The 13,642-nt window shown below is 61.6% G+C and carries 13 protein-coding genes and 1 rRNA gene; 8 read left to right on the plus strand and 6 right to left on the minus strand.

Going from position 1 to position 13,642, the window contains the following annotated elements; translation table 11 throughout:
• Positions 1-12: 12 nt before the first annotated feature.
• From AC3WR3_RS14320 to radC, 4 genes are all read right to left on the minus strand, one after another.
• Positions 13-468 carry a hypothetical protein gene (locus AC3WR3_RS14320; protein ID WP_247627597.1) on the minus strand — a complete coding sequence of 152 codons (456 nt, stop codon included), beginning with the start codon at positions 466-468 and terminating at the stop codon, positions 13-15.
• Between the two features lie 94 nt (positions 469-562).
• Entirely contained in the window at positions 563-730 is a 168-nt protein-coding gene (rpmG, locus tag AC3WR3_RS14325) for a 50S ribosomal protein L33 (protein ID WP_005323752.1), read from the minus strand.
• Positions 731-741: 11 nt separating this feature from the next.
• Complete coding sequence (rpmB, locus tag AC3WR3_RS14330) at positions 742-978, minus strand: 50S ribosomal protein L28 (RefSeq protein WP_005307492.1); 237 nt, start codon at positions 976-978, stop codon at positions 742-744.
• A gap of 136 nt (positions 979-1,114) precedes the next feature.
• Positions 1,115-1,789, minus strand: coding sequence for a RadC family protein (radC, locus tag AC3WR3_RS14335; protein ID WP_247627598.1), 675 nt, complete (start codon positions 1,787-1,789; stop codon positions 1,115-1,117).
• 147 nt (positions 1,790-1,936) lie between these two features.
• On the opposite strand from radC, the gene coaBC reads away from it, so the two are divergent.
• The 5 genes from coaBC (at position 1,937) to pgi (ending at position 7,542) form a co-directional block, all read left to right on the plus strand.
• The gene (gene coaBC, locus AC3WR3_RS14340; protein WP_492292163.1) at positions 1,937-3,139 is read left to right on the plus strand and encodes a bifunctional phosphopantothenoylcysteine decarboxylase/phosphopantothenate--cysteine ligase CoaBC; all 1,203 of its coding nucleotides are present in this window, start codon (positions 1,937-1,939) and stop codon (positions 3,137-3,139) included.
• Between the two features lie 128 nt (positions 3,140-3,267).
• The gene (gene dut, locus AC3WR3_RS14345) at positions 3,268-3,726 is read left to right on the plus strand and encodes a dUTP diphosphatase (protein WP_025328776.1); all 459 of its coding nucleotides are present in this window, start codon (positions 3,268-3,270) and stop codon (positions 3,724-3,726) included.
• Positions 3,727-3,796: 70 nt separating this feature from the next.
• Positions 3,797-4,393 (plus strand): nucleoid occlusion factor SlmA, encoded by a 597-nt coding sequence (gene slmA / locus AC3WR3_RS14350; protein WP_005323760.1) that lies wholly within the window; start codon positions 3,797-3,799, stop codon positions 4,391-4,393.
• A gap of 269 nt (positions 4,394-4,662) precedes the next feature.
• On the plus strand, positions 4,663-5,499 hold the full coding sequence (locus tag AC3WR3_RS14355; protein ID WP_404837406.1) for a mechanosensitive ion channel domain-containing protein: 837 nt from the start codon (positions 4,663-4,665) through the stop codon (positions 5,497-5,499).
• A gap of 393 nt (positions 5,500-5,892) precedes the next feature.
• The gene (gene pgi, locus AC3WR3_RS14360; RefSeq protein WP_492292164.1) at positions 5,893-7,542 is read left to right on the plus strand and encodes a glucose-6-phosphate isomerase; all 1,650 of its coding nucleotides are present in this window, start codon (positions 5,893-5,895) and stop codon (positions 7,540-7,542) included.
• A 151-nt stretch (positions 7,543-7,693) separates the two neighbouring features.
• On the opposite strand, the gene ilvC is transcribed toward pgi, so the two are convergent.
• Entirely contained in the window at positions 7,694-9,175 is a 1,482-nt protein-coding gene (gene ilvC, locus AC3WR3_RS14365) for a ketol-acid reductoisomerase (RefSeq protein WP_492292165.1), read from the minus strand.
• A 224-nt stretch (positions 9,176-9,399) separates the two neighbouring features.
• On the opposite strand from ilvC, the gene ilvY reads away from it, so the two are divergent.
• The 3 genes from ilvY (at position 9,400) to AC3WR3_RS14380 (ending at position 13,251) form a co-directional block, all read left to right on the plus strand.
• Positions 9,400-10,293, plus strand: a complete 894-nt coding sequence (ilvY, locus tag AC3WR3_RS14370; protein WP_492292166.1) for an HTH-type transcriptional activator IlvY — start codon at positions 9,400-9,402, stop codon at positions 10,291-10,293.
• Between the two features lie 102 nt (positions 10,294-10,395).
• Positions 10,396-10,587: a hypothetical protein gene (locus tag AC3WR3_RS14375; protein ID WP_106887833.1), complete on the plus strand. Its 192-nt coding sequence runs from the start codon at positions 10,396-10,398 to the stop codon at positions 10,585-10,587.
• A gap of 90 nt (positions 10,588-10,677) precedes the next feature.
• Complete coding sequence (locus tag AC3WR3_RS14380; RefSeq protein ID WP_492292167.1) at positions 10,678-13,251, plus strand: bifunctional acetate--CoA ligase family protein/GNAT family N-acetyltransferase; 2,574 nt, start codon at positions 10,678-10,680, stop codon at positions 13,249-13,251.
• A 100-nt stretch (positions 13,252-13,351) separates the two neighbouring features.
• On the opposite strand, the gene rrf is transcribed toward AC3WR3_RS14380, so the two are convergent.
• Positions 13,352-13,466 (minus strand): 5S ribosomal RNA (gene rrf, locus AC3WR3_RS14385).
• Positions 13,467-13,642: the final 176 nt, after the last annotated feature.

Here is a 13,642-nt window from a genome sequence, read left to right on the forward strand (position 1 = left end):
TCACGGCAGGGTTCAGGGGGTGGGACGCAGCAGGTCGCGGTACTGCTCCTGGCTCAGGGTGAGCCAGGTCGAGGGGGGCAGCAGGGCGGCAAACTTGCCGTCGTCCTGATAGAGCCCCACTTCAACCGGATCGCTCTGGCCGGCGACCCATATCTTGAGGGTGACAGGGGTGCCGCGCACGGCCCCGCCCGGGGGCAACAGCCAGCCTTGCCATGTTTCGATGCGGGCGGCCAGCTGGGCGCTGCTGAGCCCCAGATCCGGCCCGCTGCGCCAGCCCTGGCCGATCCGCTCTATCTGCCAGCTCGGCCCCTGCCAGGTCAGCACCACGGCAGATTCGGGCAGCAGGGGACGGGCGCGCTGGGCGCTGTTCTCCTGCTGGGCCTGCTCCAGCCGGTGCAGCAGGGTGATAACGATCAGCACCACCACTATGATCACGTTATTCCAGCCTTTACGGCTCAATTTGAACATGGCAAGCCTCCCTTTGAAGCGGCAGTGTACTGAATTCCATCCATAAAAAAACCCGGCACTAAGCCGGGTTTTTTGGGAATGCAGCATCAAGTGATTACTTGATTTTGCCTTCCTTGTAGATCACATGCTGACGAATAACGGGATCAAATTTCTTGATCTCCATTTTTTCGGGCATGGTGCGCTTGTTCTTGGTAGTGGTATAGAAGTGACCAGTACCGGCGCTGGAGTTCAGGCGAATCTTATCGCGAATACCTTTAGCCATGATCTAATTCCTTATACCTTAACGCCGCTGGCACGCAGTTCAGCCAGAACCACTTCAACGCCGCGCTTGTCGATGATACGCATGCCTTTTGCGGATACGCGCAGGCTTACGAAGCGTTTTTCACTCTCAACCCAAAAACGGTGAGTGTGCAGGTTCGGCAGGAAACGACGCTTGGTAGCGTTGTTAGCGTGCGAACGGTTGTTACCAACTGCCGGGCGCTTGCCGGTTACTTGGCATACTCTAGACATGTCAGTCTCTCCAAATCTTACTTCATTGCTCGAGCAAATATCTGCCCCGCTGGCCTTCGATTGCGGGGCAAACAGAAGGCGGCATTTTATACAGCATCCGTGATCAAAGATCAACTAATACAGTGCCAGAGCCCAGTCATAACCAACCACGCTCTGCGAAAGAAACCGTGATGCCGTCACCGATCACCAAGTGATCCAGCACTCTGATATCGACCAAGGCCAGGGCGGCCAGGATCCGATCCGTGATCTGGCGGTCGGCCCGACTGGGCTCGGCTACGCCGGACGGGTGATTATGCGCCAGAATCACGGCGGCTGCATTATGTTTGAGCGCGATCTGCACGATTTCCCTGGGCCAGACGCTCGCCGAATCCAGGGTGCCGTAGAAAAGTTCAACAAATTGAATCACTCTGTGCTGGTTATCGAGCAATAACAGCGCAAACACCTCCCGCGGCCTGTCCCGCAGCTGAGCCTGCAGATACTCCCGGGTCAGCTGGGGGGAGGTGAGGGCCTCCCCCCGTTGCAACTGCTCGGCAAGATGCCGTCTGCCCATCTCCAGCACCGCCTGCAACTGGGCATATTTGGCCGGCCCCAGCCCGTGAGCGCCGCAAAAAGCCTGTTGCTCGGCCCCAAGCAGCCCCCGCAGGGAGCCGAACTGCTGCAACAGCTGGCGGGACAGATCCACCGCGCTCAGGCCGCTGACCCCGGTCCGCAGGAAGATCGCCAGCAATTCCGCATCGGACAGCACCCCCGCCCCACGGCGCAGCAGCTTCTCCCGGGGGCGCTCATCTTCCGGCCACTCCTTGATGCTCATTTGTCTCTCCCCCATGGCTATTGAGAGAAAACATAGCAAAAAATCGCGGGAGCCCGACCACAACTCCCCCATGTCAGCCTCTGTCGTCGTCCATCGCCTGTGCTATCTTAGCCGACCAGTCAGAGTGAGCCGAAAGAGAAGCAGCAGATGAGATTGGCCGATAAACGCATCCTGTTGGGTGTCAGTGGCGGGATCGCCGCCTATAAGAGTGCCGAACTGGTACGTCGCCTGAAAGATCAGGGGGCCGAGGTGCGGGTGGTGATGACCCGCTCCGCCAAGGAGTTCATCACTCCCCTGACCCTGCAGGCCGTCTCCGGCCACCCGGTGGCCGACAGCCTGCTGGACCCGGCCGCCGAGGCGGGCATGGGCCACATCGAGCTGGCCAAGTGGGCGGATCTGGTGCTAATCGCCCCCGCCAGCGCCAACCTGATGGCGCGCATGGCCGCCGGCATGGCGGACGAGCTGCTGACCACCCTCTGCCTGGCCACCCCGGCAACCGTGGCGCTGGCACCTGCCATGAACCAGCAGATGTATCGCAACGCCGCCACCCAGGCCAATCTCAAGACCCTGGCCAGCCGCGGCATCCTGCTGTGGGGGCCGGATTCCGGCAGCCAGGCCTGCGGTGACGTGGGCCCCGGCCGGATGCTGGATCCCCTCGAACTGGTGGAGCGCTGCTGCCAGCAGCTGGCTGCCGAGCCATTGCTGGCGGGGGTCAAACTGCTGCTCACCGCAGGGCCGACCCGCGAGGCGCTGGATCCGGTGCGCTACATCAGCAACCACAGCTCCGGCAAGATGGGTTACGCCATCGCCCGCGCCGCCCGCGAGGCGGGTGCCGAAGTGACGCTGGTGAGCGGCCCTGTCGCCCTGGCCACCCCGCAAGGGGTGACAAGAGTCGATGTGGAGAGCGCCCTGCAGATGCACGAAGCCGTGATGAGCCGGGTCGGTGAGTGCGACCTCTTTATCGGCTGCGCCGCCGTGGCGGACTATCGCCCGGCCCAGGTCGCCAGCCAGAAGATCAAGAAGACTGGTGACAACGACCAGATGGCGCTGACCCTGGTCAAGAATCCCGACATCATCGCCGCCGTGGGGGCACTGTCAAACAAGCCCTTCACCGTCGGATTTGCCGCCGAAACCGTGGATGTGGAACAATACGCCCTCGACAAACTGCGACGTAAGCGGCTGGACATGATCGCCGCCAACGACGTGTCCCGCGCGGGTCAAGGCTTCAATGCCGATGACAACGCCCTGACCGTCTTCTGGCAAGGGGGTCAGGCCGCCCTGCCCCTGGCCGACAAGCTGACGCTGGCTCGTCATCTTGTCGCCCTGATTGCACGCCACTATCGACCCTGAGCCCCGGGCCATTACCACTGGCGACGGACTCTCGGCGACCGGCATCGCATTGACAACATGCTGGGCGACCCAAGGGCGCCCACTGAACCACTCGATCGCCCCGGGGCGATCCAATTGAAAAACGATTCATGACGACACAAATTGAACTGAAAATCCTGGATGCCCGCATCGGCACCGACTTCCCGCTGCCTGCCTACGCCACTCCGGGTTCCGCCGGCATGGATCTGCGCGCCCTGCTGGATGCACCGATCACGCTGGCACCGGGCGACACCACCCTGGTGCCGACCGGGCTCGCCATCCACATTCAGGATCCGGGTCTGTGCGCCACCATCTTGCCCCGCTCCGGCCTGGGCCATAAGCACGGCATAGTGCTCGGCAACCTGGTCGGTCTCATCGACTCCGACTACCAGGGCCAGCTGATGGTCTCGGTCTGGAATCGCGGCAACGACAGCTTCACCATGCAGCCAGGCGAGCGCATCGCCCAGCTGGTGATCCTGCCCGTGGTGCAGGCCAGCTTCCAGCTGGTCGACGAATTCAACCAGAGTGAACGGGGTGAAGGCGGGTTTGGTTCTTCTGGTCGCCAATAACAAGACCACACAACCCCCTGGGGTCTGTGTCTAATAACAGAATCAAGCCATTGTTTTTTTAGGGGAATCCATGGCAAGCAGTAACCAGAAACAGAGTCGGCGCGATCAGATCCTGCAGGCACTCGCCCACATGCTGGAAACCAGTCCGGGCCAGCGCATCACCACGGCGCGCCTCGCAGCCGAGGTGGGTGTGTCCGAGGCGGCCCTCTATCGACACTTTCCGAGCAAGGCGCGGATGTTCGAGGGACTGATCGACTTTATCGAGGATTCCCTGCTGTCACGGGTCAACCTGATCATGGCCGAAGAGAAGGACACCATGGCCCGCTGCCACCATATACTGCAGCTGCTGCTGGTGTTCGCCGAGCGCAATCCCGGCATCACCCGCATCCTCAACGGCGATGCCCTGCTTGGCGAGCACGATCGGCTGCGGGATCGCATCAGCGCCCTGTTTGACAAGCTGGAGACCCAGCTCAAGCAGGCACTGAGGGAGAAGCGGCTGCGGGAAGGCCAGGGCTTCCAGCTCGATGAGACCATGCTGGCCAACCTGCTGCTGGCCTATGCGGAGGGCCGCATCAGCCAGTTCGTCCGCTCCGAGTTCAAGCTCAAGCCCACCGCCGGCTTCGAGGATCAGTGGCAGTTTATGCGCAGCCAGTTATTGCAAAGCTGAGCCGAGCCAGAGGGACGGATCGACCTACATATCAGCTCCGGATAAAACCCTTAACCCATCACCGGGTTAGAGGCTCGGTGGCAATAGATGCGCAACCCATAGCTGCAAAGCTGGACCATACTGGTGGGTGCAAAGCGGGAGGCCTTGGCCTCCCTTGTTTTTTGTGGCAGCTTTTGATGGCAGAGAATAAGCACCAGATGCGACCCAGGTTGTCGCGCTCCGGTGTTAGATTTATCCGCCATAAACCTTCAATACCAACAGGACACCCTATGGAACCCGAGATCATCACAGAAGCGCAGACCTGGCTGGTCAATAACCAGGGACTGATCATCGAGTATTCGGTCAACATCGCCGCCGCCCTGCTCACCCTGCTGGTCGGTTACATCGCCGCCAACATCATCAGCGGCGGCGTGACCAAGGTAATGCATACCCGCAAACTGGACACCACAATCACCCACTTCGTCGGCAGCATCCTCAAGTACACCATACTGGTGTTCGTGGTGATCGCAGCCCTGGGCCGGGTCGGGGTACAGACCGCCTCCTTCGTCGCCATCATAGGTGCCGCCGGTCTGGCCATAGGTCTGGCGCTGCAGGGGTCCCTCTCCAACTTTGCCGCCGGTTTCCTGCTGATCATCTTCCGCCCCATCAAGGCCGGTGAGTTCATCGAGGTGGCCGGTACCAACGGCGTGGTGCAGGCCGTTCAGCTGTTCACCACCACCCTCACCTCCGCCGACAACAAGATGGTGGTGGTCCCGAACTCCGCCATCCTCAACGGCACCATAGTCAACTACTCCCGCATGGACACCCGCCGGGTCGACATGACCTTCGGCATCGGCTATGGCTCGGACCTGCGCAAGGCCAAGCAGATCCTGGAGCGTCTGGTGAATGAGGAGGCCCGCATCCTCAAGGATCCGGCCGTCACCATCGCCGTCGCTGCCCTGGCCGACTCCTCGGTCAACATAGTGGTGCGTCCCTGGGTCAAGACGGGCGATTACTGGGGTGTCTGGTTCGACTTCCACGAGAAGGTGAAGCTGGCCTTCGATGCCGAGGGCGTCGAGATCCCCTTCCCCCAGATGGTCATGCACATGCAGAAGACCCAGGCCTGAATCCAGTGATGATGGCCACGATGCCAGCCTTAGGGCTGGCATCGTCGTTTCTGGGGCAGGGGAAAGGCCAGCCACCGGGCGGCCTGACCCCCGCTCGAAAGGCCGCCGCGCCACCCCATCTCCGGCCCCGCCTCCCCCCTGCCACATTGAAACCCCTTTCAACCTGACGAGACCGGCGAAGCATGAGCCAACGCAAGATCTCATGACCCCTGCTGACTCATAATCGCAGCGTTTTGGTTGTAAACTCCTTCGATGCAGACAATTGGTAAAGCTCTGTTACACGGGCCGCACCATGTGCCCGGTATAATGGGCCCGGTATAGTGCTCGAATAATAAGGTTTGGCGGGAGCCTTGCCTGCAAGGTTCAAACACAACTTGGAAGACTGATAATCCTATGAAAAACATCAATCCAACCCAGACCCAGGCCTGGCAGGCACTGGAAGCCCACTTTGCAGCGAACAAAGAGACCCGGCTGAAAGATCTGTTCGCCCAGGATCCCCAGCGTTTCGACAAGTTCTCCCTCACCTATCAAGGCGACATCCTGGTCGACTACTCCAAGAACCTGATCACCGAGGAGACCCTCAAGCTGCTCATCGATCTGGCCAAGGAGACCGATCTGCGCAGCGCCATCGATGCCATGTTCAACGGCGACAAGATCAACATGACCGAAGGCCGCTCCGTGCTGCACGTAGCCCTGCGCAACCGCTCAGACCGCCCCATAGAGTGCGACGGCAAGGATGTGATGCCGGAAGTAAACGCCGTACTGGCCAAGATGAAGGGCTTCTGCGAGAAGATCATCTCCGGCGAGTGGAAAGGCTACACCGGCAAGGCGATCCAGCACGTGGTCAACATCGGTATCGGCGGTTCCGATCTGGGCCCAGTGATGATCACCGAGGCGCTGCGCCCCTACAAAAACCACCTGCAGATGCACTTCGTCTCCAACGTCGATGGCACCCACATCGCCGAGACCCTGAAGAAGATCGACCCGGAAACCACCCTGTTCCTGGTGGCCTCCAAGACCTTCACCACTCAGGAGACCATGACCAACGCCCTGACCGCCCGCGACTGGTTCATCCAGATCGCCGGTGACAAGGCCCACGTTGCCAAGCACTTCTCCGCCCTCTCCACCAACGGCAAGGCCGTGGCCGAGTTCGGCATCGACACCGACAACATGTTCGAGTTCTGGGACTGGGTTGGCGGCCGCTACTCCTCCTGGTCTGCCATCGGCATGCCCATCGCCCTGTCCGTCGGTTTCGACAACTTCGAAGCCCTGCTGCAAGGCGCCTTCGAGATGGACATGCACTTCGCCACCGCCTCCTATGAGCAGAACGTGCCTGTGCTGCTGGCGCTGATTGGCCTGTGGTACAACAACTTCCACGGTGCCGAGTCCGAAGCCATCCTGCCCTACGATCAGTACATGCACCGCTTCCCTGCCTACTTCCAGCAGGGCAACATGGAATCCAACGGCAAGTACGTGGATCGCAACGGCAACAAGGTCGACTACCAGACCGGCCCCATCATCTGGGGTGAGCCGGGCACCAACGGCCAGCATGCCTTCTACCAGCTGATCCACCAGGGCACCAAGCTGATCCCCTGCGACTTCCTGGCGCCAGCCATCAGCCACAACCCGATCGGCGACCACCATCCGAAGCTGCTGGCCAACTTCTTCGCCCAGACCGAGGCGCTGGCCTTCGGCAAGAGCAAGGAGCAGGTCGAGGCCGAGTTCCTGGCGGCTGGCAAGACGCTGGAGCAGGTCAAGGATCTGGTGCCGTTCAAGGTGTTCGAAGGCAACCGCCCGACCAACAGCATACTGTTCAAGAGCCTGACCCCGAAGACGCTGGGTGCCCTGATCGCCATGTACGAGCACAAGATCTTCGTACAGGGCGCAATCTGGAACATCTTCTCCTTCGACCAGTGGGGCGTGGAGCTGGGCAAGCAGCTCGCCAACAAGATACTGCCGGAGCTGGGCAGCAATGACGCCGTCACCAGCCACGACAGCTCCACCAACGGTCTGATCAACACCTGGAAAGCCTGGAAAGCCTGATTTATCCGGCCTTTCTGAATGCAAAAGCCCCGCTCGATGAGCGGGGCTTTTTATTGCCGGAAGCCGGCGTTGCCATCCTGTGGAGATCTGGCCAGGTGTCTAAGCCAGCCAGAAGACGGGGATCGTCACCCCCGCCCTTCCATCGCCGGCATTAACCGCCGACGGCGATGCGTTTCATGTCTTTCATATAGCCACGCAGGGTATGGCCGATCGCTTCGATCGGATGGCTACGAGTCGCCTCATTGGCCGCCAGCAGGGCCAGGTTGTCCACCGCCTTCGGCTCGGCGCGGGCGCTGCCCAGATCCCCGGCTTGCAACGTCGGCATAAAGTGCTCGCGCAGCAGCGGCACGGCGGCGTTGGCGAACAGGTAGTTACCGTACTCCGCGGTGTCGGAGATGACCACGTTCATCTCGTACAGACGCTTGCGAGCGACTGTGTTGGCGATGAGCGGCAGCTCGTGCAGGGACTCGTAGTAGGCGGACTCTTCATAGATGCCGGAGGCCACCATGGTTTCGAACGCCAGCTCCACACCTGCCTTGACCATGGCCACCATGACCACGCCATTGTCAAAGTACTCCTGCTCGGCGATCTTGCCCGCATAGGCCGGGGCATTCTCGAAGGCGGACTTGCCGGTCTCTTCGCGCCAGCCGAACAGCTTGGCATCGTCTTCGGCCCAGTCGGCCATCATGCCGCGGGAGAACTCGCCGGCGATGATGTCATCCATGTGCTTCTCGAACAGCGGACGCATCAGGGTGCGCAGCTGCTCGGAGAGCTCGAAGGCGCGCAGCTTGGCCGGGTTGGAGAGACGGTCCATCATCAGGCTGATGCCGCCCTGCTTCAGGGCCTCGGTGATGGTTTCCCAGCCGAACTGGATCAGCTTGCCGGCGTAAGCCGGGTCAGTGCCCTCGGCAACCAGCTTGTCGTAGCAGAGCAGGGAACCGGCCTGCAGCATGCCGCAGAGGATGGTCTGCTCGCCCATCAGGTCGGATTTCACTTCCGCCACGAAGGAGGACTCCAGCACGCCTGCACGGTCGCCGCCGGTGGCGGAGGCCCAGGCCTTGGCGATGGCCATGCCTTCACCCTGGGGATCGTTCTCCGGGTGAACGGCGATCAGGGTCGGCACGCCGAAGCCGCGCTTGTACTCTTCACGCACCTCGGTACCCGGGCACTTCGGCGCCACCATGATTACGGTGATGTCGGCGCGGATCTGCTGACCCTCTTCCACCACGTTGAAGCCGTGGGAGTAGCCCAGGGCGGCGCCCTGCTTCATCAGCGGCATGACGGTCTTCACCACGTCGGAGTGCTGCTTGTCCGGGGTCAGGTTCAGTACCAGATCGGCGGTCGGGATCAGATCTTCATAGGTACCGACGACGAAGCCGTTGTCGGTGGCCTTCTGCCAGGAGGCGCGCTTTTCGGTGATGGCGGCCTTGCGCAGGGCATAGGAGATGTCCAGCCCGGAGTCGCGCATGTTCAGACCCTGGTTCAGACCCTGGGCGCCACAGCCCACAATCACCACCTTCTTGCCCTTGAGCGCCGCACAACCGTCAGCGAACTCCTCGCGCTGCATGAAACGACACTTGCCCAGCTGGGCCAACTGCTGACGCAGGTTCAAGGTGTTGAAATAGTTAGCCATGGTGATTGCTCCGTTCGATTGATTCCATGCCGGGTAGCGGCGTTGTCCAAACCACTATAGCGCGGGACACTTATTGCCTGAACTGATATATTCGAAACAGTACGTTGCAGAAATTGAAATGTGACTCTTGGCATTCTCAGGCCGTTTTTCCCACCCGGTGCATCTCGGGGGCTTGCTGCCTGAAGGTATATGGTCGGCACAAGCGCCGCTGCAGGAATTCAAAGATGGACCTTCGCAATCTCGAACTGTTTCTCCACCTCGCCGACTCCCTCCATTTCGGCAAGAGCGCCGACGCCATGGCGGTCAGCCCCTCCACCCTGAGCCGCGCCATCCAGCGGCTGGAGCAGGAGACCGGCTGCGTGCTGTTCGAGCGGGACAACCGCAGCGTACGGCTCACCCCGGCGGGAGAGAAGCTGAGGGAGTTCGGTGGCAGCCTGTTGCAGGAGTGGCGGCGGCTCAAGCAGGAACTCAAACGCAGCGACGAGCCGTTGCAGGGGCGGCTGCGGGTCTTCTGTTCGGTCACCGCCAGCTACTTCCTGCTGCCCGAGGTGCTGGAACGCTTTCGCCGCCGCTACCCCCAGCTCGAGATCAAGCTGGAGACCGGCGACCCCGCCCTGGCGGTGGACAAGATCCTGGCGGACGAGGCCGATCTCGCCATCGCCGCCAGGCCAGATGCCCTCTCGTCCAAGCTGGAGTTCGCCAGCCTGCAGCAGGTGCCGCTGGTCTTTATCGCCCCCCGCAATGCCCCCCAGCAAAGCCAGTGGTTCTCCCAGGGTGAACCCGACTGGGAGCGGCTGCCGCTCATCCTCTCGGAGCAGGGGCTGGCCCGCAAACGCTGTGATCAGTGGTTTCGCAACAAGGGCATAGCCCCCAACATCTATGCCGAGGTGGCGGGCAACGAGGGCATAGTCGCCATGGTGGCCCTCGGCTTCGGCGTAGGCCTGGTGCCTGCCGCCGTGATCGATCACAGCCCCATGGGGGACAAGGTACGCATCGTCGATCCCAAGCCCGCCCTCAAGCCGTTCGATGTCGGCATCGCCGTGCTCAAGAAGCGGCTGGAAGAGCCGCTGATCCGCGCCTTCTGGGACACGGCCCGCGGTCAGGGAGGGCTGCGCTGACTCCGGGGTCACCCCAGCATCAGTGTCAAATGTGTCAGTATGAAAGCCCTGGAGAAGAGGGGACACTGGCCGGCAAATCTATCCACCACAGAGGATCACGCCGTGAGCCAGCATCTTGTCGAAATCCAGAGTGCCATCCTGTTTGCAGAGTACCTGCAGAGCCTCGGAGTCCAGCGCACCTCGCTCGATCGGGAGCAGGAGATCTATGTGCAGGACAGGCACCTGGCCACTGTGCGGCGCATCCAGGGTGAGCTGAGATTTTATCTGCGTGCCAATGCCCTGGCCCGGTCGTGATCCGAAATGGGTCACAGAACGAACGCCTGAAGCGTATTAGACTGGCACCATACGTCGCCCTCGCCTCGGGGGTCGCCATGAGGAGTGCCCATGAAACCAAGCGGCCTGGATCGGCTCTTCAAACCCCAATCGATTGCCGTCATCGGTGCCTCCAGTGATCCCCAGAAGGCCGGGCATGTGGTCATCCGGCATCTGCTCGCGGGCCAGTTCAAGGGCCCCATACTGCCGGTCAGCCCTCACTGCCGGGCCGTCGCCGGCGTGCTCGCCTATCCCGATATCGAGAGCCTCCCTCTCTCTCCGGATCTTGCCATCGTCTGCACCCGGCGCGAGCGGGTACTGCCGCTCATCGAGGAGCTCGGCAAGAAGGGCACAGGGGCGGCCATCATACTGGCCGCCCACTTCTCCGGCGACGAGCGCCAGCAGCTCAGGCAGCTCTGCCGGCAATACGGCATCCGCCTGCTCGGCCCCAACAGCATGGGCATGCTGTTGCCCGGACAGGGCATCAACGCCAGCTTCTCCCCCATTGCCGCCACCCCGGGGCAGGTGGCCTTTTTGTCCCAGTCGGCGGCGGTCAGCACCACCATCCTCGATTGGGCCAAACAGCGGGAGATCGGCTTCTCGGCCTTCGTCTCGCTTGGGGATCACTGCGACATCGACTTCGGTCAGCTGCTGGATCAGCTCTCCCGCGACGGGGCAACCCGCGCCATCCTGATCTACATGGACAAGCTTCACGATGCCCGCCACTTTCTCTCCGCCGCCCGCGCCGCTTCCCGCAACAAACCCATTCTGGTGCTCAAGAGCGGCCGCCACGATCCGGCCAACGGCCTCGACAACGTCTATGACGCCGCCATCCGCCGGGCCGGCATGCTGCGGGTACGGGACACCCACGAGCTGTTTGCCACCGTCGAAACCCTGAGCCACTCCTTGACCCTCAAGGGGGAGCGACTCGCCATCCTCTCCAACGGGCGCGGTCTGGCCAACATGGCCGCAGACGTGCTGCTGGCACGCGGCGGCAAGATGGCCATGCCCCCTCTGGACATAGGCAGCGACGCCGACGTGGAGGCCTACCGAACCGCGCTGGACGAGCTGCTGCAAGGGGACAGGGCCGATGCCATACTGCTGATCCACGCCCCCTCCCTCACCGCTCGCGGTGCGACCCTGGCCAGCAATCTGATCGATTTCCTCAAGCAGCACCCCAGGGCCAGGCGTTTCAACATACTGACCAACTGGGCGGGAGAATACTCGGCCCAGGAGGGTCGACGCCTGTTCAATGAAGCAGGAATACCGACTTACCGTACTCCGGAGAGTGCCGTCACCGCCTTCATGCACATGGTGGAATACCGCCGCAACCAGAAGCAGCTGATGGAAACCCCCGCCTCCCTGCAAGGGGACAGACTCGATGTCGAGCGTTGTCAGCAGCTGCTCCGCCAGGCGCTGGCTCGCAAGCAGCAGGTACTGGACACCCACCTGGCACAACCCATCATGCAGGCGGCCGGTCTCTCCACCCTGTCGACCTGGATAGTTTCCGATGCCATCGAGGCGGCGCTGACCGCGGAGCAGATAGGTTATCCGGTGGCGGTGAAGCTGCGCTCACCTGACATTGCCCACAAATCCGAGGTGCACGGCGTCATGCTGAATCTGCGCACCTCGGCGGAAGTGGCCCAGGCGGCGGATGCCATTCTAGACCGGGTCCGCCAGCACGATCCTGGGGCCCGAATAGAAGGCCTGCTGGTGCAACGCATGGCACGCCGCAGCGGGGGTCTGGAGCTGAGGATCCGCTTGCAGCAGGATCCTGTGTTCGGCCCCGTCATCCTGCTCGGAGAATCCGGTGCCGAGCCCCACGAGATGGTCGCGGCCCTGCCACCGCTCAACCAGGCACTGGCTCGCTACCAGATCATCGGTGCCCTCAAGAACGGCAAGATCCGCGAACAGGCCAGTCCGGTACGACTCGATATCGATGCCCTCGGCCAGGTCTTGTGCCAGCTCTCCGAACTGCTGCTGGCCTTCCCCGAAATCCAGGAGCTGGACCTGCATCCACTGCAGGCCTGCGGCGCAGAGATGGTGATCCTGGATGCCAGGCTGGTGCTGATGGAAGAGGGTCGGCAGATGCTGCCACTGGCCATTCGCCCCTATCCCACCGAACTGGAGGAGGGGGCCTGGCTGAAAGATCAGAACCATGTGCTGCTGCGCCCGATCCGGCCGGAGGACGAACCGGCCCACAAGCAGTTCGTGCTCAAGGTCTCCGATGAGGACAGATACAAGCGCTTCTTCGCCGACGTAGGGGAGTTGGGGCACGAAGAGCTGGCCCGCATGACCCAGATCGATTACGACCGGGAGATGGCCTTCGTCGCCGTGGGGCAGAATGGGCCCTACAACCAGCAGATCCTGGGAGTGGTGCGCGCCATCTCCAACCCGGACCAGTCTGACGCGGAATTTGCCATCCTGGTGCGATCGGATATGAAAGGGCTGGGGCTCGGCAAGCTGATGATGGAGAAGATTGTGCGCTACGCCAGAGAGCGTGGCATCGGCCAGCTGTCGGGCATGACCATGCCCAGCAATCGCGGCATGATCAATCTGGCCAAACGGCTGGGTTTCCAGATCGACATCCAGCTGGAAGACGGCATAGTCAATATGGTGCTGCCCTGCGCAGATCAGGGCCGATGAAGAGAGGATGCGGTTGTAAATCAACCGGATATAGATGGATACTATGAATTTCAGGCAATAAAAAACCCCGCTCAGATGAGCGGGGTTTTTCGTGTTGGGTGCCTGGCAGTGTCCTACTCTCGCATGGCGAATGCCACACTACCATCGGCGCTACCGCGTTTCACTTCTGAGTTCGGCATGGGATCAGGTGGTTCCACGGCGCTATGGCCGCCAGGCAAATTCTTCAATCCAGGAAAGCTGACGTGAGTAATGATGTTGCGCTTGGCTTGTCACTATCACTGAATTTTGAGTAGTTCGTTCATTCGCTACAAGCACCAGAAACACTTCTTGGGTGTTGTATGGTTAAGCCTCACGGGTAATTAGTATGGGTTAGCTCAACACGTCGCCGCGC

It is taken from the genome of Aeromonas sp. EU05-FHT14A05, assembly GCF_058791175.1.

Excerpts from the sequence above, each read along its gene's own strand:
- AC3WR3_RS14320 (WP_247627597.1), bottom strand. The coding sequence starts at position 468 with ATGTTCAAATTGAGCCGTAAAGGCTGGAATAACGTGATCATAGTGGTG.
- rpmG (WP_005323752.1), bottom strand. The coding sequence starts at position 730 with ATGGCTAAAGGTATTCGCGATAAGATTCGCCTGAACTCCAGCGCCGGT.
- rpmB (WP_005307492.1), bottom strand. The coding sequence starts at position 978 with ATGTCTAGAGTATGCCAAGTAACCGGCAAGCGCCCGGCAGTTGGTAAC.
- radC (WP_247627598.1), bottom strand. The coding sequence starts at position 1,789 with ATGAGCATCAAGGAGTGGCCGGAAGATGAGCGCCCCCGGGAGAAGCTG.
- coaBC (WP_492292163.1), top strand. The coding sequence starts at position 1,937 with ATGAGATTGGCCGATAAACGCATCCTGTTGGGTGTCAGTGGCGGGATC.
- dut (WP_025328776.1), top strand. The coding sequence starts at position 3,268 with ATGACGACACAAATTGAACTGAAAATCCTGGATGCCCGCATCGGCACC.
- slmA (WP_005323760.1), top strand. The coding sequence starts at position 3,797 with ATGGCAAGCAGTAACCAGAAACAGAGTCGGCGCGATCAGATCCTGCAG.
- AC3WR3_RS14355 (WP_404837406.1), top strand. The coding sequence starts at position 4,663 with ATGGAACCCGAGATCATCACAGAAGCGCAGACCTGGCTGGTCAATAAC.
- pgi (WP_492292164.1), top strand. The coding sequence starts at position 5,893 with ATGAAAAACATCAATCCAACCCAGACCCAGGCCTGGCAGGCACTGGAA.
- ilvC (WP_492292165.1), bottom strand. The coding sequence starts at position 9,175 with ATGGCTAACTATTTCAACACCTTGAACCTGCGTCAGCAGTTGGCCCAG.
- ilvY (WP_492292166.1), top strand. The coding sequence starts at position 9,400 with ATGGACCTTCGCAATCTCGAACTGTTTCTCCACCTCGCCGACTCCCTC.
- AC3WR3_RS14380 (WP_492292167.1), top strand. The coding sequence starts at position 10,678 with ATGAAACCAAGCGGCCTGGATCGGCTCTTCAAACCCCAATCGATTGCC.